This window comes from Clostridioides sp. ES-S-0048-02 (genome assembly GCF_020658495.1).
GTDB lineage: Bacteria > Bacillota > Clostridia > Peptostreptococcales > Peptostreptococcaceae > Clostridioides.
On the sequence record NZ_JACVWH010000010.1, the window covers coordinates 1 to 23,371 of the forward strand.

Annotated in this window: 24 protein-coding genes and 1 riboswitch; of the genes, 2 read left to right on the forward strand and 22 right to left on the reverse strand. The window is 28.5% G+C overall.

Features of this window, described 5'->3' with window-relative positions; translation table 11 throughout:
• Nucleotides 1-217 precede the first annotated feature (217 nt).
• From IC173_RS13335 to cobT, 22 genes are all read right to left on the reverse strand, one after another.
• Entirely contained in the window at nucleotides 218-796 is a 579-nt protein-coding gene (locus tag IC173_RS13335; protein ID WP_227436126.1) for a bifunctional precorrin-2 dehydrogenase/sirohydrochlorin ferrochelatase, read from the reverse strand.
• Nucleotides 797-965: 169 nt separating this feature from the next.
• Nucleotides 966-1,931, reverse strand: a complete 966-nt coding sequence (gene hemB, locus IC173_RS13340; protein WP_227436135.1) for a porphobilinogen synthase — start codon at nucleotides 1,929-1,931, stop codon at nucleotides 966-968.
• Nucleotides 1,932-1,946: 15 nt separating this feature from the next.
• Nucleotides 1,947-3,446, reverse strand: coding sequence for a uroporphyrinogen-III C-methyltransferase (gene cobA, locus IC173_RS13345; RefSeq protein ID WP_227483574.1), 1,500 nt, complete (start codon nucleotides 3,444-3,446; stop codon nucleotides 1,947-1,949).
• Nucleotides 3,436-4,341, reverse strand: coding sequence for a hydroxymethylbilane synthase (hemC, locus tag IC173_RS13350; protein ID WP_227483575.1), 906 nt, complete (start codon nucleotides 4,339-4,341; stop codon nucleotides 3,436-3,438). Before hemC ends, cobA begins: the two co-directional genes overlap by 11 nt.
• Nucleotides 4,342-4,370: 29 nt before the next feature.
• Nucleotides 4,371-5,849, reverse strand: a complete 1,479-nt coding sequence (locus tag IC173_RS13355; RefSeq protein ID WP_227436141.1) for a cobalt-factor II C(20)-methyltransferase — start codon at nucleotides 5,847-5,849, stop codon at nucleotides 4,371-4,373.
• Between the two features lie 18 nt (nucleotides 5,850-5,867).
• Nucleotides 5,868-6,620 (reverse strand): precorrin-6A reductase, encoded by a 753-nt coding sequence (cobK, locus tag IC173_RS13360; protein WP_227855708.1) that lies wholly within the window; start codon nucleotides 6,618-6,620, stop codon nucleotides 5,868-5,870.
• Nucleotides 6,617-7,342 (reverse strand): precorrin-3B C(17)-methyltransferase, encoded by a 726-nt coding sequence (gene cobJ, locus IC173_RS13365; RefSeq protein WP_227436145.1) that lies wholly within the window; start codon nucleotides 7,340-7,342, stop codon nucleotides 6,617-6,619. The genes cobK and cobJ overlap by 4 nt, the downstream gene beginning before the upstream one ends.
• Nucleotides 7,339-8,463 (reverse strand): cobalt-precorrin 5A hydrolase, encoded by a 1,125-nt coding sequence (gene cbiG, locus IC173_RS13370; RefSeq protein ID WP_227851756.1) that lies wholly within the window; start codon nucleotides 8,461-8,463, stop codon nucleotides 7,339-7,341. Before cbiG ends, cobJ begins: the two co-directional genes overlap by 4 nt.
• A complete protein-coding gene (locus IC173_RS13375) occupies nucleotides 8,447-9,199 on the reverse strand; it encodes a cobalt-precorrin-4 methyltransferase (RefSeq protein WP_227436149.1) in 753 nt (250 codons plus the stop codon). The genes cbiG and IC173_RS13375 overlap by 17 nt, the downstream gene beginning before the upstream one ends.
• Nucleotides 9,192-9,767, reverse strand: coding sequence for a decarboxylating cobalt-precorrin-6B (C(15))-methyltransferase (locus tag IC173_RS13380; protein WP_227436152.1), 576 nt, complete (start codon nucleotides 9,765-9,767; stop codon nucleotides 9,192-9,194). The genes IC173_RS13375 and IC173_RS13380 overlap by 8 nt, the downstream gene beginning before the upstream one ends.
• On the reverse strand, nucleotides 9,757-10,365 hold the full coding sequence (locus IC173_RS13385; protein ID WP_227483580.1) for a cobalt-precorrin-7 (C(5))-methyltransferase: 609 nt from the start codon (nucleotides 10,363-10,365) through the stop codon (nucleotides 9,757-9,759). The genes IC173_RS13380 and IC173_RS13385 overlap by 11 nt, the downstream gene beginning before the upstream one ends.
• Nucleotides 10,362-11,588, reverse strand: coding sequence for a cobalt-precorrin-5B (C(1))-methyltransferase CbiD (cbiD, locus tag IC173_RS13390; protein ID WP_227855709.1), 1,227 nt, complete (start codon nucleotides 11,586-11,588; stop codon nucleotides 10,362-10,364). Before cbiD ends, IC173_RS13385 begins: the two co-directional genes overlap by 4 nt.
• An 8-nt stretch (nucleotides 11,589-11,596) precedes the next feature.
• Nucleotides 11,597-12,229: a cobalt-precorrin-8 methylmutase gene (locus IC173_RS13395; protein ID WP_227483582.1), complete on the reverse strand. Its 633-nt coding sequence runs from the start codon at nucleotides 12,227-12,229 to the stop codon at nucleotides 11,597-11,599.
• Nucleotides 12,217-13,104 carry a cobalamin biosynthesis protein gene (locus tag IC173_RS13400; RefSeq protein ID WP_227855710.1) on the reverse strand — a complete coding sequence of 296 codons (888 nt, stop codon included), beginning with the start codon at nucleotides 13,102-13,104 and terminating at the stop codon, nucleotides 12,217-12,219. The genes IC173_RS13395 and IC173_RS13400 overlap by 13 nt, the downstream gene beginning before the upstream one ends.
• A 1-nt stretch (nucleotide 13,105) precedes the next feature.
• A complete protein-coding gene (locus IC173_RS13405; protein ID WP_227436162.1) occupies nucleotides 13,106-14,176 on the reverse strand; it encodes a pyridoxal phosphate-dependent aminotransferase in 1,071 nt (356 codons plus the stop codon).
• Between the two features lie 32 nt (nucleotides 14,177-14,208).
• Complete coding sequence (cbiB, locus tag IC173_RS13410) at nucleotides 14,209-15,171, reverse strand: adenosylcobinamide-phosphate synthase CbiB (RefSeq protein ID WP_227855711.1); 963 nt, start codon at nucleotides 15,169-15,171, stop codon at nucleotides 14,209-14,211.
• On the reverse strand, nucleotides 15,172-16,548 hold the full coding sequence (locus IC173_RS13415; protein WP_227831503.1) for a cobyrinate a,c-diamide synthase: 1,377 nt from the start codon (nucleotides 16,546-16,548) through the stop codon (nucleotides 15,172-15,174).
• A gap of 39 nt (nucleotides 16,549-16,587) precedes the next feature.
• The gene (locus IC173_RS13420) at nucleotides 16,588-18,102 is read right to left on the reverse strand and encodes a cobyric acid synthase (protein WP_227835021.1); all 1,515 of its coding nucleotides are present in this window, start codon (nucleotides 18,100-18,102) and stop codon (nucleotides 16,588-16,590) included.
• A 119-nt stretch (nucleotides 18,103-18,221) separates the two neighbouring features.
• A riboswitch (cobalamin riboswitch) is annotated at nucleotides 18,222-18,401 on the reverse strand.
• A 47-nt stretch (nucleotides 18,402-18,448) separates the two neighbouring features.
• Entirely contained in the window at nucleotides 18,449-19,063 is a 615-nt protein-coding gene (locus IC173_RS13425) for a histidine phosphatase family protein (protein ID WP_227855712.1), read from the reverse strand.
• A 20-nt stretch (nucleotides 19,064-19,083) separates the two neighbouring features.
• Complete coding sequence (cobS, locus tag IC173_RS13430; protein WP_227436172.1) at nucleotides 19,084-19,857, reverse strand: adenosylcobinamide-GDP ribazoletransferase; 774 nt, start codon at nucleotides 19,855-19,857, stop codon at nucleotides 19,084-19,086.
• Nucleotides 19,858-19,866: 9 nt separating this feature from the next.
• Nucleotides 19,867-20,427: a bifunctional adenosylcobinamide kinase/adenosylcobinamide-phosphate guanylyltransferase gene (gene cobU / locus IC173_RS13435; RefSeq protein ID WP_227855713.1), complete on the reverse strand. Its 561-nt coding sequence runs from the start codon at nucleotides 20,425-20,427 to the stop codon at nucleotides 19,867-19,869.
• A 28-nt stretch (nucleotides 20,428-20,455) separates the two neighbouring features.
• A complete protein-coding gene (gene cobT, locus IC173_RS13440) occupies nucleotides 20,456-21,502 on the reverse strand; it encodes a nicotinate-nucleotide--dimethylbenzimidazole phosphoribosyltransferase (protein ID WP_227855714.1) in 1,047 nt (348 codons plus the stop codon).
• 213 nt (nucleotides 21,503-21,715) lie between these two features.
• Here cobT and IC173_RS13445 point away from each other — a divergent pair, with 213 nt between their 5' ends.
• Nucleotides 21,716-21,907: a hypothetical protein gene (locus tag IC173_RS13445; protein WP_227436177.1), complete on the forward strand. Its 192-nt coding sequence runs from the start codon at nucleotides 21,716-21,718 to the stop codon at nucleotides 21,905-21,907.
• 393 nt (nucleotides 21,908-22,300) lie between these two features.
• Nucleotides 22,301-23,173: an aldose 1-epimerase family protein gene (locus IC173_RS13450; protein ID WP_227855715.1), complete on the forward strand. Its 873-nt coding sequence runs from the start codon at nucleotides 22,301-22,303 to the stop codon at nucleotides 23,171-23,173.
• Nucleotides 23,174-23,371: the final 198 nt, after the last annotated feature.

The window sequence follows — 23,371 nt, forward strand, 5'->3', positions numbered from 1 at the left end:
AGCCAGGATCAAACTCTCAAATAAAAGTTTATCAGGCTCAGATACTATTGTTATCTAAATATCTGGCTTTATGGTTTGTTTCTTGTTTTATAAATTAACCTACTGTTTAATTTTCAAAGTTCATTTTTCATGTTTGCCCTTTTCTTAAGGACAAGTAATACTATATCACCTTAAAAATAATTCGTCAACAGCTTTTTTATATTTTTTTTAAAAAACTTTATACATTAAACTTTTTTAATTCATCTAAATCAAGTACTATCAACATATTAAGTATACTTTTTCTTTTATTTTTATCTTGATATTTTTTTATAACTTCTTTTCTAATCTCGCCTAACACGTTCAAATATTCCTCATAATCCTCAGTATATTTTTCTTCTAGCTCCTTTTTTATTTTTGAAGACAAAGATGGACTTTTACCCCCTGTGGATACACTTATAAGCAAATCACCTCTTTTTACATATGATGGAACAGTAAAATTTGATATTTCTACATTATCAACAACATTTACTAGTTTTTTATTTTTTCTACAATATAATCCTATTTCTAAATTCAGCTCCCTATTATCTGTAGCAGCAATTATCACAGAGCTACTTTCTATATATTCTTCTTTATAATCGTCTTTTATTATATTTATGTTACCTTCTAAATCATGAAACTTATTTAAAATATGTTTAGAAACTACAGTAACACTCTTATTAAAATCTAAAAAGTTTTTACATTTCCTATATGCAACCTCTCCTCCTCCTATTATGACTACATCTAAGTCATCTAATTTTAAGTTAATAGGATATAGCATTTTTTACCCTCCAAAATTTTTATTAAATACATAAACAAATATAGAAATTGTAAAGTCACTTATATTTTCATTTACTAAGATTATAGATTACTAAACTTGTAGATGAAAATATTTTAAAATAACAAATTACAATTTCTATACTTTTCATAATACTTTATATTTTAATAGCTTATTTTCTTAATAATTTAGCAATATCTTTAGCAAAGTAAGTTATTATTATATCTGCTCCTGCTCTCTTTATAGATGTGATTGCTTCAAGAATTACATCTTCATTTAATAATCCTTCTTTAACAGCTAACTTAAGCATAGAGTATTCTCCACTTACATTATAAGCAGCTAAAGGCAAATCAAAATTATCTTTAACTCTTCTTATAACATCTAAATATGATAATGCAGGTTTAACCATAAGTATATCTGCACCTTCTAATACATCAAGTTCTGTTTCTATCATAGCTTCATTGCTATTTGCAGGGTCCATCTGGTATGTCTTTCTATCTCCAAATGATGGTGCTGAATGAGCTGCTTCTCTAAAAGGTCCATAAAAATTTGAAGCGTATTTGACACTGTAAGCCATTATACCGATATTTTCCAAACCATTTTCATCTAAAGCTTCTCTTATTGCTTGTATTCTTCCATCCATCATGTCAGATGGAGCAACCATATCTGCTCCTGCTTTAGCATGACTTACAGATATCTTAGCTAAATATTCTAATGATTTATCATTATCAACATAACCAGTATCTGTTAAAATTCCACAATGTCCATGACTTGTGTACTGACACATACAGACATCTGTTATTACATTTATATTTGAATCTATTTCCTTTATCTTTCTAATCGCTTTTTGTACTATTCCATTCTCATTAAATGCTTGTGATGCACATTCGTCTTTTTCATCTGGTACACCAAATAACATTATATGTTCAATTCCTAAATCTCTTATTTCTTTTATTTCTTCTTCTAACATGTCTATTGATAAGTGATAAACATCTGGTAAAGATTTAATTTCTTCTTTTACATTCTCCCCTTCTACTACAAATAAAGGATATATTAAATCTTCTACATTTACTTTAGTTTCTCTTACCAAATTTCTTATTGCTTTACTTGCTCTTAGTCTTCTTGGTCTTCTTAACATCTCAATCCTCCAAAATTAATTTTCTATAATTAAATCTACTAATCCATTTATTGTAGATGTTGTAGCCTCTTTATATAAATTTATTCCTAAATTATTTATTGCCTCTGTAGTTATAGGCCCTATAGACAATACTTTTATTTTATCTAAAATTTTAATATTTTCTTTTCCTATAATCTCAATAAGATTATTTACTGTTGATGAACTTGTGAATGTTATATAATCTATCTCATTCGAATTTAAAATATCTAATATTTCATTTCTTTTATCTTCATCTATCACGGTTCTATATGTATGTATTTCTGTTACTTCACAAATTTCCTTAAGCTTATCAACTAAATAGTCTCTAGCATTTTCTGCTCTAGGTATAAGTATCTTATCATTTTCAGTTAAAATTGGTGATAGCTCTTCATATAATGATTCTGCTACAAATTTTTTTGGTACTATATCTGCTGTAATTCCTCTTTTCTTCAATTCACTTGACGTTGCTGAGCCTATTGCACATATCTTTAGGTTAGATAATATTCTTGAATCAAAATTCACTTCATAAATCTTCTCAAAAAATATTTCTACTGCATTTTTACTGGTTAGTATTAGATAGTTATATTCATTTATATTTTTTATTTCATTTTCCAATTTAGTATTATTCTGTATTTTTTCTATCTTAATAGTAGGTATCTCTATTGGATTCCCACCTAAATCCATTATCTTTTCTACTAATACACTATTTTGATTTCTAGACCTAGTCACAGCTATACTTTTTCCAAACAAAGGTTTCCCCTCAAAGAAATTCAGTTTTTCTCTAAGTCCTACAACACTTCCAACTACTATAAGAGTTGGTGGTTTTACTTCTTCTTTGATAGCAACTTCATAGACATTTTCAAGTGTAGATGTAACAACCCTTTGATTATATCTAGTTGCCCAACTTATAAGAGCAACTGGTGTATCTTTGCTCTTTCCCTCTTTCATCAAGTTTTCACTTATTTTCTTCAAGTTAGAAATCCCCATCAAAAACACAAGAGTGCCTTTATTGTTTGCAAGAGCATTCCAATTTAATTCCCCACTATCATCACCTTTCAGATGACCTGTTATTACATGAAATGATGAAGCGTGGTCTCTGTGTGTTATAGGAATACCCGCATAGCATAAACCTCCTATTGCAGAAGTTATCCCTGGAACTACTTCAAACTCTATACCTTCATCCACTAGAGTCTCTGCTTCCTCTCCACCTCTACCAAATACATAAGGGTCTCCACCTTTTAAACGAGTCACAAGTTTTCCTTCTTTAGCTTTTTCTGCTATAACTCTATTTATATCTTCTTGTGGCAAAATATGATTGCTTGATGCCTTTCCTACATATATAAATTCACAATCTGTTTTAGCTTCTCTTAAGTAACTACTATTTGCTAATCTATCATATACTATTACATCCGATTTTCTTATACACTCTAAGCCTTTCAGAGTCATGAGTTTATAATCTCCTGGTCCTGCACCTACTAAGTAAACCTTACCCTTCATAACTTTCATACTCCTTCAATACAAGTTTAGCTAACTTTAAACCTAACTCTCTAGGAGAAGAGATATCTCCTTCTATGGACTTAATTACTATTTTATTTCCTTCTGAATCTCCATATAAACCAGTAAGATGTATTTTATCTTGATTTATTTCACAATAAGCTGCCATTGGAATATGACAACTTCCATTCACACCATCTAAAAATCCTCTTTCAGCTAATATTTGGATTTCTGTATCATTATCTTTTAGTGAGTTCACTATCTCCTCAACATCACTATCATTACTTCTTATCTCTATAGCTAAAGCCCCTTGAGCAGGTGCTGGAATGACAACATCAACAGGTAAATAAGAACTTATTTTATCTTGTAAATTAGCCCTTATTATTCCTGATGCAGCTAATACAATTCCATGTAGATTTTCATCTTTGATTTTTCGTATTCTAGTCTCTACATTTCCCCTAACTTGAACTATGTTTAAATCAGGTCTTTGCTTTAATAATTGAAATTTTCTCCTTTTACTCCCTGTTCCTATTACTGCTCCATGAGGTAAATCATCTAGGCTTTTATATTCATCTCTAAGTATTAACACATCTCTTGGGTCTTCTCTTTTAGGTGTATGAGCAAATTTTAGTCCATCTGCCAAATAAGAAGGCATATCTTTCATACTATGTACTGCTATATCTATCTGTCCATCCAATAATTGTTGCTCTATTTCTTTTACAAATAATCCTTTATCACCTATTTTATCTAATGAAACATTTTGAATTATATCTCCTTTTGTTTTTATAATTTTGATTTCAAAATTAATATAAGGATATTTCTTTTTTAGCTCATTTATTACCCATTCAGTTTGTATAAGTGCTAGATTACTACCCCTAGTTCCAACCACGATATTCATATTAAATCTCCTTTAAATATTACATTCGTCTATTTTATTTTGTTCTCTTTATTTACTAGTATCGTAGAAAAATAAGATATCTTATCTTCAAGATGTGCTTCTCTTAAATCCTTAAATACAGTTTCACTATCTTGAGACGAATTACTAACTAAAATAGCATGTTCTATCAGATTATATTTTTCTAATTTTTTTATTATTTCTTTAAAATTCTTATACACTTTCATTAACACTATAGAATTATAATTTTGTAGAGCATTCTCTATCTTATCATCTTCCATAGTACAAGGAACTACTACTAATGCTTCTCTATCCATAACTAATGGAAAATTTTGATTAGATGCTATATTAGAAAACGAAGAAATTCCTGGTATAGTTTCTACTTCTATCTCATCTACTATTCTGTTCATTATATACACATATGTACTATAAAGCATAGGGTCACCCAATGTTACAAATCCTACATTTTTACCATTATTAACATCTGATATAATTTCCTCTGCTACATTGTCCCAAGCTAGTTCTTTTTCGTTTCCATCAAAACTCATTGGGAAATGTCTAGATTTTATCTCTAGTGATTCTGGTAAATATTCATTAACTATTGATAATGCCAAGCTTTCTCCACCCCTTTTTGACTCTGGAGTGTATAAAACATCTAGTTTTTTTAGAGTATTAACTGCTTTTATTGTAAGTAAAGAACTATCTCCTGGTCCTGTTCCTATACCATAAAACTTAGCAGTTTCTGCACATTTAAGAGTATGACGAACAAATTTATCTTGTATATAAGGATTTTCTCCTAGCCCTTTTAAATGAATTTTCACATTAAATCCATTATCTTCAAGTATTGTCTTCCAAGAATCCTCTTCATCTCCTGCCATATCATTTATGGCATGGTCACCTGCAACTAACATAAATGGCATTAAATTTATAGTTTTTATATTTCCTTCTTTTAATCTTCTCATTACATGTTCTATTTCTGGATAACCTTCAACCGTACCAACATAAGCATTTACTCCATTATCTCTAAGCATATATTCTAAGGCTGGATATGCTGAATGAGACTCATGAACTGTTCCATGACCCATAAATACTACTGCTTCATCACTTTCCATATGAGGAATTTGATGTTTAATTGCCTCTACTGATTCTTGATAATCCTCTATGTGAGTAAGTAAAGGTCTACCTAATATAAGTTTTTTAAATTTAGAAGAATAGCTTTCTACTTGTTCTTTTAGCTTATTAAATTCTTCTCCACATATAATATGAAGCGTTTGAATTATTACTTCGTCATACCCTTGCTCATATATTTTATCTAAAGCTTGTATAGGGTTGTCTATTTCTATGCCATCTCTTTTTTTTATTTTGTTTATTATCATATTTGATGTATACGCTCTAAAAAAATCATAGTTTTTTAACGAATTCTTTATTTTATTTTCACACACATCTATTGTCTTTTCTCTTGTTTCATGGTAGCTTGTCCCAAAACTTACTACTAATAAGGCTTTCTTCATATCTTCTCCTCCTAAAAATCACACAATTATGTCTTTAATTTTATTTATGTCATTAATTACATTTTCGTAGTTAATCGATTCTCGTTTAATAATTACTACTGGTATATTGAGATTTTTACATGCATTTACTTTTTCTAAAAAACCTCCTGCTACCCCACTTTCTTTTGTTATAACTAAATCTACATCATAATGTTTATATGTTTCCTCGTTTATACACTGGCTAAACGGACCTTTCATTGCTACTATATTGTCTGCATTTAAACCTAATTTTTCACAACTTAAGATAACTTCACTTGTCGGAAGAACTCTAACCACTAAATTTTTATTACTTATTCCTTCTACAAATCTGTTTAAGTTTTTACTTCCTGTTCCTATAAATATATTTTTTCCTATTTTATTTGCAATTTTACAGGCTTCTTCAATTGTATCTACTATAAACTTATTGTCATAATTTATTTCTTCTATTAAAGACTTTCTTTCAAATCTTATATACTCTATGTTTGATAACGCTGCACAAGTAATAGCATTTTTAGATACTTCAACTGCATAAGGATGGGTAGCATCTATTATTCTAGCTATATGATTATCCTTTATAAACCTTAGCATTTCTTCTTTTCCAAGCTTACCTAAAACTATATTATTTGCATGTTTTTGTGCAAGTTCTTTTCCATATTCTGTAGTTACTGAAAGTACATAGGACTGATTTTCCAATTCATTTATAATATCACATATAGCTAAACTATCTGAAGTTCCTCCTAGAATCAAAATCATACTGTATAACCTCTTGGAGTTATCATCAGTTCACCATCAATATAAGTAGATTTATTTCCGATTATAACCATAGTAGTCATATCAACTTTTTCAAAATCCATATTCTCAAAAGTACATATAAACTTAGTTTCTTTTTCTCTACCTACATCTTTGACCACTCCAACAGGTGTATTTCCATCTTTAAACTCTCCCATTATTTTAAATGCTTTACTTAGATGTTCACTTCTTCCCTTACTTCTTGGATTATACAGGCATATTACAAAATCAGCTTCTGCAGCTAACTTTAATCTTTTTTCAATTACTTCCCATGGAGTCATTAAATCACTTAAACTTATATGACAGAAATCATGCATAATAGGTGCTCCAAGTATAGCTGCTGCACCAATACTAGCAGTAACACCTGGAATTACTTTAACTCTTATGTCTTCACTTTCCTTAGATATTAATTCTAAAATAAGTCCTGCCATTCCGTATATACCAGCATCTCCACTACTTATAACTGCTACTTTTTTCCCTTTTTTCGCTTCTTCTACTGCTTGTTTACATCTGTCAACTTCTTGTCTCATACCATTTTGAATTATTTCTTTATCACTTATAAATTCTTCTATTAAATTTATATAAGTCTTATACCCAACAATAGCCTCAGAGTCCTCTATCGCTTTTATCGCCTCTAAAGTCATAGTATCTTTATTTCCTGGTCCAATTCCTACAACATATATCATATTTTTATTCTCCCTACCGAAAAAGTTATTCCTTTATATTTGTGTTTTTCAACTATTAAGTTTCCTTTACTTAAAAGATATGCTACAGGTTCTGCTACTGAATATACACCTACATTTTTTTTCACAAAATCGGATTTATCAAACATATCATCAACTTTGGATATTTCATCTATTGAAAATGTCTTAAATGGCGCTTTTAGCTTTTTTGCTAAATCAATGATTGCCTTTTCATCTTTTTTTAGGTCTATACTTCCAATGATTTTTACAGCTTTAATATCTATATTTTGTACCTCAAAAAATTCTAGTAAAGAATCAAACATCAACTTACTATCTGTGTATCTTCTACACCCAATCCCTATAACTATATCTTTTGGAATCACTTTTATTATTTTTTCTCTGTAATAATTATGTGTAAAGTTATTATCCTCATCTAAACTTTCTATATCTTTAGTAAAATTTATCTTGTTGCTTACTATAACTATCTTTTCTATATCTTTATTTAAAAAACTATCTTTTAATCCTTTACTACTTTTTATAAGCTTAAATCCTCTAGTGTCAACTTGGTAGCCTTCCTCAACATACAAACCAACACATTTACCATTTACTAACATAGAATTTACTTCTTTTACATTTTCTCTAAAGTTATCAATATAAGCATTTAATTTTTTTGCTATCATATCTAAAGAAGCTTTTTGGTTTACATCAGTAGCTGTTGTTATTACTGGATTCGCATTGATAAGACTACTTATATAATGCGTTAAACTATTTGCTCCTCCAATATGTCCACTCAATAAACTTATTACATTTTGTCCTTTCTCATCTATCACTAAAATTGCAGGGTCACTAAACTTGCTTATTATATATGGTGCTATACTTCGTACAACTATCCCTGTCGCCATTATAAATATTATATACTCAAATTTATTAAATACCTCTCCTACAAAATCACTTAGTTTTTTTTGTATTATTTGTACAGAATCTTCCTGACTAATATCTAAAGTACCTTTTTTATTTTTTATTTGATATACAACACAATTGTCCACTAAAGATTCTATCTTTCTAGCTAAATTTTTTCCGTTTTCAGTAATACAAATTATAGCGATATTACCCTCTATACTCATGTTTAAAATCCTTATCATATAACTTTGAGTTATTATATTCTTCTCCTAAAAATCTACCTACCATTATTAAAGCAGTTTTATTTATGTTATTTTCTTTAACTTTTACAGCTATATCATTTAAAGTTCCTTTAACTATTTTTTCATCTGCCCATGTAGCTTTATATATAACTGCTATAGGTGTGTCCTTTGGATAACCGCCTTCTAATAATTTAGATACAACCTTCTCAATCTCTTGAACTGATAAAAATATTACCATAGATGTCTGATGCTTAGCATAAGATTGTATTGATTCCTTTTCAGGAACTGGAGTCCTTCCTTCCATTCTCGTTATAATAACACTTTGAGAAATTTCAGGAACTGTATATTCCACTCCTAGAGATGAAGCTGCCCCTAAAAAAGAACTCACTCCTGGTGTACAATCATAGTCTATATTCAATTTATTTAAATCTTCCACTTGTTCTCTAATTGAACCATATATAGAAAAATCTCCTGTTTGTAATCTCACAACAGACTTGTTATTTTCTATACCATCTCTCATAACATCTATTATTTCTTGTAAATCCATATGTGCACTATTATGTATTTGACAATCTTCTTTACAATATTCTAAAAGCTCAGGATTGACAAGTGAGCCAGCATATATTACTACATCTGCATTACTTAATAGTTTATACCCTTTCAAAGTTATTAGCTCTTTGTCTCCAGGTCCTGCTCCTACAAAATGTACTTTATTCATCATCATCTTCCCCTTTTTCACAAGATATTATATATATAGGATTTAGTGGTTTAAAATATTCACCTTTTCCCAGTTTCTCTAGTTTAGAAACATTTAAAACACATACATCTATTTCTTTAAACCCATATTTTCTAAGTAACTTTAGAGTTTGGTTAAATGTTTCTATGATTATAAAATTAGCTACAAGTCTTCCTCCTGTAATTAAAGTTTTTTTAGACCATGCTATTATTTCTTCTAAGTTATTTCCAGTACCCCCAAGAAAAATAGAATCAACTTTATTATTTAAGCTTATCTTTATCGGTGCATAGCCTTTTATTACTTCTACATTTTTCAAATTAAACTTTTTAATATTTTTTTCTATAAGTTCTACAGCAGCATCATTTTTCTCTATAGATATAACCTCTAGGTTGGGATAGTTATATGCAGCTTCAATGCTTACACTTCCTGTACCAGCACCTATATCTATAAAACTCTCAGCATTTACTAAATCTAGTTTGCTTATTGATATTGCTCTAACTTCTTCTTTAGTAATTGGAACCTTACCTGTTATAAATTCACTATTCCTCATCTAAAATCACCACAACATTCATTCCGAAATTGTCCATTCTTATTATTTCATCTGGCTTTGCTATTGTTATTTTTTCATTGTCATATGATAAATTCTCACCTACAACAATAATTTTATTTAAATTCCTATCTATTATTTCTTTACTTATTTGCTTTGGTCCTATCTTAGAATCTGTAACCATACATACTTTTTTATGTGATAGTATATAATCGAAATCTGGTATTTTACCATGGCTACTGGTAATATATAAATCATTCATATCAACATATATCCTTGAAAATATATATTGTAAAGAACTAATTCCAGAAACCATATTTAACATCTTATTATCAATATTTTTAGATAAATACTTACCTATACCATATATCAGTGGGTCACCTGAAGCTATTATTGATATTTGCTTTTCACTATTGTTATTTATATACTCTACAATTTCTCTTAAATTAGAATCTAATATTATTTTTTCTCCTTCAAAGTTTTTTACAGATTCTAAATTCCTTCTGCCACCAATTAATACATCTGAAGTAGAAATTAAATTTTCACCTTTTTTTGTTATATAGTCTAAGTTACCAGGCCCTAAACCTATTATATTTATCATATAAAAACCTCCAATAAATCATCTGTATTATCTGATTTTCCTAGCAAAGACTTATCCATTGAAAAAATTACTACTTCTACATCAATATCATCTACATCTTCATTTAAATATTGCTTTACTCTATCTCTACATTTATTACTCAATATATTATAAACCTGTTTATATTCGCTATTATTTATTAACTCTACAGCTTCTTCAGCAGTTAAACACTGATTTATTTTATGTAAAAATTCATGTGTAGCTCCCATTAAAGCTAGATTTGCCACTAATATCTCACTTCTAGCATCTGCTACTTTACTATGAGTATTAAAAATCCCAGCTGATACTTTTATAAATTTACCTATATGCCCAGCCATCAATATTTTTTTATATCCTATTCTTTGAGCTTCTTTAATCATATATCCTACAAAGTTACTCGTTCTAACTACATACTTAATATCCAAGTTTAGTTTCTCTCTTATAAATTGTTCTCCATGATTTCCTGGAACTAATATTATCTTGTCTAAACCTTGTTCTTTTTTCATTTGGAGTTCTATAGATAAAGATTTTTTCCAGCCCTCATCGCTCATCGGCTCAACTATCCCAGTTGTACCTATTATAGATATTCCTCCAACTATTCCTAACCTTGGATTAAATGTTTTTTTTGCGATTTTTTCTCCTTGTGGAGCAAAGATTGTTATTTTTAAAACTTTATCATGCCCAAGCATAGATTCAAAATCACTTTCTATAAGCTTTATTATTTCTTGATTTATCATTCTTAATGGAGTTGGATTTATGGCAGGTTTACCAACACCTACACTTAATCCTTTTTTAGTTACTACTCCAATACCAGTTCCACCATAGACCCTAATAAATTTATAGAGTTCACTTTGACATTCTTCACTAATATTTATGTTATCAATATTTTCTAAGGTAAAATAACTATTGCTATCATCAGTTTTAGATATAATTTCAGCTCTTGCATAGATATCCATAGTATGTGTTGCATCTATATCATCTCCACCATCTTTTTTTACAGAACATTCCACAAAATCATCAGAAATGTTTACATTATCAATATTTAATGATAGTGGTATTCCCTTAGGAGTATCTATGTTTATTGTATCAATTTTATTTTTTGTAATCATCATATACACAGCAGCCTTAGATGCACCTGTAGCGCAAGAACCTGTAGTATATCCTCTTCGATACTTTTTCCCATCTATATATACATATTCTTCCATATAGATACCTACATGGCATATAAGATAGCATTCACTATTGCTGCTGCTAAATTACTACCACCTTTTCTACCCTTAGAAATTATATATGGTATATCTGTCTTTTCAACTTCATCTTTTGACTCCTGTGCTCCTACAAAACCTACAGGAACTCCTATAACTGCATCTACATCCAATTTCCCTTCTGATTTCATTTCCATAACTTTATATAAAGCTGTTGGTGCATTCCCAAGTACAAATATCTTTCTTCCTTCTTCTTTTGATGCAATTTCTACAGCTGCCATAGAGCGGGTAATACCTTTTTCTTTAGCTACTTTTGCAGTTTCATCATCTGCTACTAAACATTTATATTTGCATCCCAATGCTTCCAACTTCTTCTTATTTATTCCACTAAGAGCCATATTTGTATCAGTATAAATACTTGCATTATTTTTTAGCGCATCTATTATACTATCAACTGCCTTTTCTGATATTTTTAATATATCCAAGTAATCAAAATCAGCAGTAGTATGTATAGCTCTTTTTATTATTTTTTCTTCAATCTCATTTTTAAATTTATAATCTGGTCTGATTTCATCTATTATTCCTTGTATTAATTCAAAACTTCTTTCTTCTATTTTCATAGGATTCTTTATGTATTCCATTCTACTTCCCCCTTAATTCCACCATCTATTATATCCAAGGTATAGATTTTATTATAAACAGAATTTATATTAGACTCACATAATACATCTATTAATTTCTTATCATTCATAAGCTTATCAATTAAAATCCCTATTACTGTACCACTATGGGCAATATTTACTCCATAGGCTCCATGTAGCTTAGATATTTTTATTATTTCATTTAAGTATTCTTTTTTTTCTATATTTTCGTTTGCTAAACTACTTAATGTACAAGCCTCTCCAACTAAGGATAAATCATCTTTCTTCAGACCTTCTTCTAAAAGAGTAAATGACTTTTTTATAATTTCCTTATTTTCGATTTTTAGCTTACTATAATCTTTCCTCATTCTAATTTTCATCGTATCTAATACTTTATTAGGTTCAAGAATTATAACTTTTGCACTAGTTATATTTCCCAAGTATTTTATAACAGTACCATTTAAGGGATTAAATATACTATTTTTATTTATAAATATAGAGTCTGTTGGTTCTATTTCTGCTGCCAATTTCGATATTTCTTCACTATTTAAATCTTTATCTATTAACGATAATGTTGCTTTTATAGTAGCCCCTATATCAGCTGTCGAACTTGCCATCCCTTTTCCAACAGGTATTTTGCTGTTTATATTTAAAGAAATGTTTTTGGTATCTTTTTTAGGCAAATTAAATTTTTCAAATACCTTTTCTATAGCTATTCTTGATTTATGTCTACCTAAATTTATATCTTTTAATTTCTCTTCAATACATACCTTAGAGTACATATTTATAGCATATGAACATAGATATTCTTCATCATCTATTATCCCTTGAACAAACTCTCCACATGATGCTGGGCATATTCCATAAGATTTCATTTTAATCACCTAATAAATTTTTTATATTTTCTATAAGAATTTTATTATCTTCATGAGATTTTATAGCTATCCTTATAAAACTGTCGTCCAATCCTATAAAGTTAGATGCATCTCTAACCAATATATTTCCGTGCTTAAACAAATCTTTTTTTAACTCATCAGCTGTCTTTTTATAAACTTTTATTAGGATAAAATTAGCATCTGTATCATAAACTTTTATATTTCTTATGTTTTTTAACTCTTGTAACATGTATTTTCTTTCTTTTATGTAGTACTCTTTACTATTTCTAATATAATCTTTATCTTCAAAAACAAAATTGGATAGCATATCAGCAAAAGAATTTATAGTCCATGGTTCTTTATACTCATAAATTTTATCCATAATGTTGCTATTACTTGTAAGGCCATACCCTAATCTTAAACCAGGCATTCCAAAAAATTTAGTCACAGCTTTAATTATAAATATATTTTTATTTGACTCTATATATTTAACTAAACTATATTCATTTTCATTTTCGATAAATTCCATAAAAGTTTCATCAATTATTAGCATCTTATTGTTTTCATTTAATAAACAAACAAGTTCCTTTAAATCTTGAACATTCCCACTAGGATTATTTGGATTACATATAAATAAACAATCAAATTTTTCAATGTTATTTTTTACTATATCTATATCAAGTTTAAAATTATTATTTGAATCTAATTCTAAATCTATAATATCTATATTATTTAGTTTGGCACTTCTTCTATACTCTGAAAAAGTGGGGTTTATTATAGCCAATCTTTTTTTAATACTCTTCATAAGCAAATAAATTATCTCTGTTGCTCCATTTCCAGGTATTATAAAGTTTGAATTTATATTTATATATTTTGATATATTTTTTCTCAAGTTTGTATAATTTATATCTGGATAATTCCTACATTCATCTAACCCTCTTAAAATATATTTTTCTAAATTTGGTAAAACTTTTGGATTTATATTTGAACTAAAGTCTATTATTTCTTTTGGGTCTTTCCCATACAATTTTGCCATTTCGTCTACATTAGCACCATGCCCTAAATCCTTCATCTACATCCCCCTTAAATCAATACACAATTAATTTATATAATTAAAATCATCCTACATACCACAGATACCAGCGTAAATACTAATATAGAGGTCAACGAAGAAGCATACATAATTTTATTTGTTTTAATTATATCTTCTATATCTATCTCTCTAGTTTTATCTCCTATCGTTGGCTTATCTACTTTTTTTCCAAAATAAACATTGGTTCCTCCTAGTTGAATTCCTAAGGCTCCTGATACTGCACCTTCTGAAAAAGCACAATTTGGACTTTTATGATTTTTTCTATCTCTAATAGAAATTTTAAAACAACGCTTATAGTTATAACCAAGAAAAAAACTCCCTACTGTCATAAGAATAACAGCTATTCTTGCTGGTATATAATTAGCTATATCATCAATTTTAGCAGAAGCAAAACCAATATCTTTGTATTTTTCATTCTTATATCCGACAGTTGAATCAAGAGTGTTTATGGCTTTATATGCCATAGCAAGTGGTGCTCCCCCAATAAATGCATAAAGCATAGGTGCAATTATACCATCTACAGTATTTTCTGCCACAGTTTCCACAGTTGCTCTTATTATTTCAGGTTCACTTAAATTAGTTGTATCTCTACCCACTATATAAGATAATTGAATTCTAGATTTCTCTATGTCTCCAGTCTTTAATACATCATAAATTTTTACAGCTTCATCTTTTAAACACTTTGTTGCTAATGTCGTATAAATTATAAACCCATTTACTACAGTGCTTAATAATACATTAAAACTACATAGCTTCACTATAACATAAGTTGCTAAGTAAGTTATTCCAACAGTTACAAACCATAATATAAAGCCACCAATTTTTAACTGTTTTTCATTTTTAGAGGCCTTCCTTATTATCCCTTGGATAAGATTTATAAGTTTTCCAATAGACCTTACTGGATGAGGGAAAGAATATGGGTCTCCTACAATTAAATCTGTTATATACCCTATATAAATAGATAAAATATTCATTTACTCATTTCCCTTTTCCAAAAAATTTTCTATGCAATTTAAGTTATTATAAAAATGTGTATGAAGGTATGTTGCCAGTGTATTTCCTTTGCTATAACCTCCATCCCATTCTTCTATTAAATTTCCTTCTCTTTCTTTTTTCATTGAATATGCACATTTCTCATCACTTTCAAATATTGAATGATGAAACTCATGCCCTTTAATAATTTCACCTGTTTTAGATAAAATTGTATTTTCTTTAGCTATACCAAGGCAATATCCAAACCTCTTTAGAGAAGGTGTCATCTTACTAGTTCCATTAAATATGCCAACCATATTAAATTCTTGTTCCTCTTGATTAAGTAACTTCTCACCTAAGTACATTAATCCACCACATTCTGCATAAATAGGGATATTATTATTATGTGCTTCTAGTATAGAGGCTCTCATTGATTCATTTGCTTCTAGTTCTTTCCCAAATATCTCTGGAAAACCGCCTCCAATATAAATATAGTCTGAATTTGGCACTGATGTATCTTCAAGAGGACTAAAATAGTTTACTTCTAATCCAAGCTCTTCTAAAAGTTCTATGTTTTCCCTATAATAAAAATTGAAGGCTTTATCATATGCTATGGCTATTGATTTATCCTTAACATGCTCTTTTATCTTATTATTTTCTATTAGATTTTGAAAATCAAAACTACTCTCAAATTCATCACTTTCTGAGATTTCGATTATTCTATCAATATTTATGTAGTTTTCAATCTCATCAGCTAAAGTATAAAACTTTTCTCTTAAAGATTTCATCTCAACACTAGGAACTAGACCTAGATGTCTGGATTCTAATGAAAATTTATTATTTGGAGGAAAGTATCCCAACACTTCGATATTACAATATTTCTCTATAGAACTCTTAATTATTTGATAATGGCTCTTAGTTTTTACATTATTTACTATAACACCTTTTATATCCACAACTTTATCTAGTTCCTTATATCCTAGTACCATAGCAGCACTAGATGCAGCCATAGATTTTCCATTTATAACTAGTATAACTGGGGCTTTTAATACCTTAGAAGTATGTGAACTTGTGCAATTATCTAAATCTATCCCAAAACCATCATATAATCCCATAACTCCTTCTACTACTGAAATATCTGCATCCTTTGAAGATTTATTTACTATATGCTTTATCTTTTCATCATCTAACATATAAGAATCCAAATTCCTAGAATGTCTTCCAGTTATAAATGTGTGATATGAAGGGTCTATATAGTCTGGCCCTACTTTATACGGCTGTACTTTCATATTTCTCTTAACTAAAGCCTGCATTATGCCTAATGATATTGTAGTCTTCCCAACTCCACTGCTAGTACCTGCAATCAGAATCTTTTTCATAATACACCTCCTACCTAAAGTATAAATATAAAGTCATTCTTATTTCATAATTTCATATATCTGCTCTATATCTAAATGTTCTCTCAAGAAATCTGCCAATTTATCATACTCTTTATCTTTAAACTCATCAAAAGAACTTACAGTACTTTCTAATTCTTTTAATCCCTTTTTCTTTCTTATATTATTTAAAATTGCTCTTGTAAAATCTATTTCATCAAATATTCCATGAAGATAAGTACCAATTACATTACCTTCTTTATTTACACTTCCTTCAGTATAATTGACTTCTTTATCTAGTTTTTTTGTTATTAAGTCTAAGCTACTTACTTTATTACTGCGATTTGTAATTCCCATATGTATTTCATAGCCTTTTACTTTCTTACCTTTAAGGTTGTTCATATATTCGCCAGTACATTCAATAATGGTGGCTTCTACTTGAGTTGTAGTCTTTTCCTCTTCAAATATTGTTTCTGTATCTAAAAGACCAATGCCATCTACTTCTTCAATTTCACTTTCAACATGATAAGGGTCTTTTAATTTTTTACCTAGCATTTGATACCCACCACATATTCCAAATATCAATTTACCCTGACTATGTAAATTTTTAATTTGTGACTCAAGACCACTTTCTCTTATGTACTTTAAATCATCTATAGTACTTTTAGTTCCAGGTATTATCAATATATCTGGATTTCCTATAGCTTCTCCATAGTCTACATATCTAAGGCTTACATCTTCTTGTGTTTCAAATATATTAAAATCTGTAAAATTTGACATATGTGGAGTTCTAATTATTTCTATATGTATATCATTTTTATCCATTTTTTTCTTAAATCTAGTTGTTACACTATCTTCATCTTCTATTTTTATATCCATATAAGGAACCACACCTAAAACTGGTACTTTTATAATATCTTCAAGCATCTTTAAACCATCTTGTAGGAGTTCCTTTTTCCCTCTAAATTTATTGATTATTACTCCTTTGACTCTTTTTCTCTCATCATCATCTAATAAAAGCATTGTACCTGCTAATGATGCAAATACTCCTCCTCTATCAATATCCCCAACTATTATTACTGGTGCATCTGCTATTTTTGCCATACCCATATTAGATATATCTCTATCTTTTAAATTTATCTCTGCAGTACTCCCTGCACCTTCCATAACCACAATGTCATACATTGAACTTAAATTATTAAAGGTTTCCTTTAATACATCTACCAATTCTAGCTTATAATCATGATATTCAGATGAATGCATTTCTCCTACAACTTTTCCCCTTACAATCACTTGACTTTTATGATTTCCAGAAGGTTTTAATAAGACTGGATTCATATCTGCTATTGGCTCTATTTTTGACGCTTCTGCTTGAAATACTTGTGCTCTCCCCATTTCCAATCCTTCTTTAGTTATAAAAGAATTTAAAGCCATATTTTGTGACTTAAAAGGAGCAACAGTATGACCATCTTGTTTAAATATTCTACACAATCCTGCTGATAAAATGCTCTTACCTACATTTGATGCAGTTCCCTGTAACATTACTTTTTTACCCACTTTCTCCCCCTCCTTAAAGTTAAATTTTACCTACAAATAAAATAAAAAAAGTCCTAATGCTTCTAAAGCTAGGACTTTTATATATATATCAATTAAAAATCTTTCACCCCGAAGACCTCATGTTTTAAATTAAATTAGGTAGGTATCCTGGCTTAACTTCATCCTACTCCTATAACCTTCCCATCAAATTGACAGTGGTATTTATAGTTTCGTTGGTTTCACAGTAGCGGGGGCTGCAAAGGCATCTAACCTTTTTCCCTTTTTACATCTAATTGAGAACCTAATTTTAATCTAATATTCTATTTTTGTTAGTAAGTTTATAAGCACATATCGTTTAATGTTTAATTTATATAAAATCAGTAAAATTCATTTTATTTATTACAGTAAATCCATTATCAACTTCCAAAATTGTAATAGATGCATTATCAATTTTAAAGTTCCAATGATATTTATAACTACCAGAAATCAAATGTGTTATTATGTTTCTTATTGTACCTGCATGAGAACATATAAGTATTACTTTTCTATTTAAATAATCATCATTTTCTAAAATTATATTGTCAATATCTTTTGCTACTCTTTCATATGAATCTATCAAACTTTCTCCATTTGGGTATCTATAATTGCTACCTTCTTCTATCATTTTTTCAAATTCTTTTGGATGCTTAACTTTTATTTCTTCAAAAGTTATTCCTTCAAAGTCTCCAAAGCTAATTTCTCTTAGATTTTCTCTTTCTTCTATTTCTATTGATTTCAGCTTTGATATTTTCTCTACTGTATCTTTAGTACGTGAAGATGGAGTTGTATAAATCTTATCTATACTTTCACTACTCATATATTTTGTAATTTTATTTATTTGCAATTTACCTTCTTCACTTATATAACTATTTATATGACCTGATAATCTTCCTTTTTCATTATCAATTGTCAATGCATGTCTTATTAATATTAATCTTATCACATTATCACCACTTTTTAGTTTTAAATAAACATAAAAATTAACAAATATATATAAATCAAATATACAAGTTCTGAAAGTTCTATTCCACAACCTAATATATCTCCTGTTACTCCATCAATTTTTTTATAAATATGATTTTTAAACAATGTTATAAATATAAAAACTGCTATAGCTGAGCATAATACTTTAATCAATACTATATTAGGCACTAAAAATATTAATTTAGCAATAATACTAACTATCAATAATGTATATATTATAGCTGTTATTAACATACTTGTAGTCAATTTTCCTATAAATAAATTCCCCATTCCTTTTGCTCTTGGTGTTACCGTTTTATATGTCAATAACATTACTCCTAACCTTGCAATCATTGGCATGAATATTATAACCCATAGTGAATTATTGCTTATAATACTATATACAAATCCAATCTTTAATAAAAGTACAAACATAATTGCTAAAAGCGAATTTGTACCTAATCGAGAGTCTTTCATTATTTCAAGCATTTTCTCTTTGTCTCTATAACTGTATATTGCATCAAATGTATCCCCTAATCCATCTATATGAAGCCCCCCAGTAATCAAAACACCAGCAAGTGTTATTATAATCGCACATATAAATGGCTGAAATAAAAGTATAGAAACCCATCCTATTAAATAAGTTAATATACCAATAACAAGACCTACAAGTGGGAAATATACTATGGATTTGTAAAATTCATCATCAAATCCTACATCTAATTTTATAGGTATCCTTGTCAAAAACTGTAGTATCAAAATAAATCTTTTCATAGTCACATACTACTCCTTTATTTTCATAGGTATTCCACTAACTACAAAATAAACTTCATTGCTTTTTGATGCTATATATTGATTTATACGACCTACAATATCAGTATATATTCTACTAAGTTTATTTCCAGGAACAATTCCCATACCTAATTCATTTGTCACAAATACAAAATATAGATTTGTTTTTTCTATTTCTTTAATCAGTTTACTAATTTGCTCTTTTATGTACTCTTCCAATTTATTTATTTCTTCTTGAGTAGATTCTTCTATGTTTAAATTATGTGAAAACATTAAATTATTTACTAATAGTGTGACACAGTCTAGTATAACAGTCTCATGTTCTCCATATATATTTTTAATTATAGAATATACATCTTCATATATTTCATATGTCTTCCAACTTTTAGGTCTACTCTCTTGATGCTTTCTTACTCTATCTTTCATCTCATCATCAAATGGAATAGATGTCGCTATGTAGGCTGTATTATTATTCCTATCTAAACACAATTTTTCTGCAAAATTACTCTTTCCTGACCTAGCTCCTCCTGTTACCAGAATAATTTGACTCATCAAAACACTCCTAAATATATTAAATTTTTTATCGACCCATATCTATCTCATCAAAAGTCGCCATATTTTTGTAAGTATAATTTGAAGCTTCCACTATATTGAATGCCAAAGCAGCTCCACTTCCTTCACCTAGTCTCATATCCATATTTAGTATAGGGTCTAATTTCAATATATCTAATGCTCTTTTAGTTCCTGATTCTGCTGATAAATGTGATGCTATCATATATTCTCTAGTTTTTGGATTTATTTTATAAGCAATTAAAGCAGCAGCATAAGAAATAAACCCATCTATAACAACTGGGATTCTATTAGCACTACATCCTAATATAACACCTGCCATTGAACCTATTTCAAATCCACCTACTTTAGATAAAATATCTACACCATCAGTTGGATTTGGATTGTTAATTTCAATAGCTTTTCTAATTACATCAGCTTTATGTTTTAATCTTTCTTTTTTAAGACCTGCACCTATTCCTGTCACTTCTGATGGGTCACATCCTGAGATTACAGATATTATTGCAGTACTTGGAGTAGTATTTGCTATTCCCATCTCTCCAATCCCAATTACTTTATAATCTCTTTCTATACATTGCTCTGCTATTTCAATTCCTATTTCTAAGCACCTTATAGCCTCTTGTTTACTCATGGCTGGTCCCTTTGCCATATTTGAAGTACCTTTTCTTATCTTATAATCTAATACTCCATCTAATTTTTCATCACAATTTATTCCTACATCTACAGCCACAACATCTGCTCCTACAAATTTACTTATTACCCCAACTCCACATAGCCCTTTTGAGAAATTTGGAAATTGTAACTTTGTTATGGCCTGAGGGTCAGGTGCAACTCCTTCTTCATATACTCCATGATCTCCAGCAAAAGCAATTATAACTTTTTTAGTTGTATCAAAATTTTCATTACCAAATATCCCTGCTAATTGCATGCAAATATCTTCTATCTTTCCTAAACTTCCAGTTGGATGTATAAGCCTGTCCAACCTCTGTTTTGCTTTTTCAATAGAAGACTTATCTAGAGAATATATATTCCTTGATATACTTTCTAATAAACTCATTTTCTATCCTCCCAATATTATTTTTTAATTATCTTTTTAGATAAAAGATACTCTTATTTTCTAAAAATTTCAACTTTTTCTTTTTATTTTTACATACATATAGAGATTATTCTACATTTTATCTTAATTTCCTTTATTTTACATTTCTAATTTGCATACAATCACATACTTTTTGTAAAAATATAATTAAAAGAACTTTAAGGAGTTGATATTGTGGATGATTTTTCTAAATTAAAAAATTTATATGAAGATGGATATAGATGTATTTATCATAATTGTGTTGATAATAATTATACTATCTATCTTAAGAATTTTTATACGGAAGGTACAGAAACTGTAGAGTTAAGTAGTGAATCAGATTTTTCACAATTTAAAGATTATATAGATGGGCTTAGAATGTCTTAATTCTTTGGGAACCCATTAAAATAGGGAGTTTAACAACTCCCTATTTTGAAGTCACAATTTTTTTAATAAGCTTTAAAAGTTCGTCTCGGTTTACTTCTTTTTGTTTTTTTCTGTCTTTATACTCTTGAAAGTTAACAACTTTTGTATTTGGTTTTTCCATAAACTCACTTCCCATTTAACATTATTAACTTATCTTAATATATTTAATTCTATACAATTTATCTATTTCCTTCTATTTATAATACAAAATTTCTTAAATAATCCCAAATTTTCAAAACAAAATTTTCAAAATATACTAAAATTTACCTTTCAAATATAATATCAAATAAAATTTAATAATCCTTATACTTTATAGTATAATATACTCATAAAATATAATAAAGGAGATTTTAAATGAATATCTTACAAAATGAAAAGTTAATTATAGAATCAAACAGTTCTGGTGCTGAACTCACTAAAATATTTTCTAAAGAATATAACAAAGACATTCTTTGGAATGGCAATAAAAAATATTGGGGTAGACAATCCCCTATATTATTTCCTATAGTAGGTAAACTTTTTGATAATGAAACTATAATAGAAGAAAATCTATACAGCATGACTCAGCATGGATTTGCTAGAGATATGGAATTTGAAATTGTAGACAAAGGAGATACATTCATATCTTATAAGTTAATAGACAATGAATCTACCTTAAAAAAGTATCCATATTCTTTTGAACTAATTATAAATTATACATTAAACACTAACAGTATAAATATAGAGTGGATTGTAAAAAATACTGACTCTAAAGATATATTCTTTTCTATAGGTGGACATCCTGCATTTAATATTCCTTTTTTTGAACAAAATGGTTTTTCTAAATATCACCTTGAATTTAAAAGAAGAAATGATGTGGAAAAAATCAATTTAAATGGTTCTTTTACTGATGATATAACATTTATTGGTGATTTAAAAAACTTACAGTTAAATCCGGAACTGTTCAAGAATGATGCCTTGATATACACCAATATAGATGAAGTATCTATATGTAATAATGATGGTAGCAAATATATAACTCTATCTATGTTAGATTTCCCTCTAGTTGGTATTTGGACTCCTTATTATAGCGAAACTAATTCTACTGCTCCATTTTTATGTATAGAACCATGGTATGGTCTCGCTGATAGTATACATTCTAATAAAATTTATAAAGATAAGAAATTTATAAACAAATTAGGTAAAGGAAAAATTTTTACAACTTCTTATAGTATAGACATACATTAGATAAAAAATTTAATTTACATGTATGTGTTTTTACAAAATATTAATGTAATTCAAAATAGAAAATACCTTAAATATTCTTATAATCAGTATAAAACAAATAAGTTTCTATATTACTGAAATGAGAGTAGGTATAGTATTAGAAAATAGTGTTATTAATATTAATATTTCTTAAATCAAAAAAATATTACTGGAATGCTA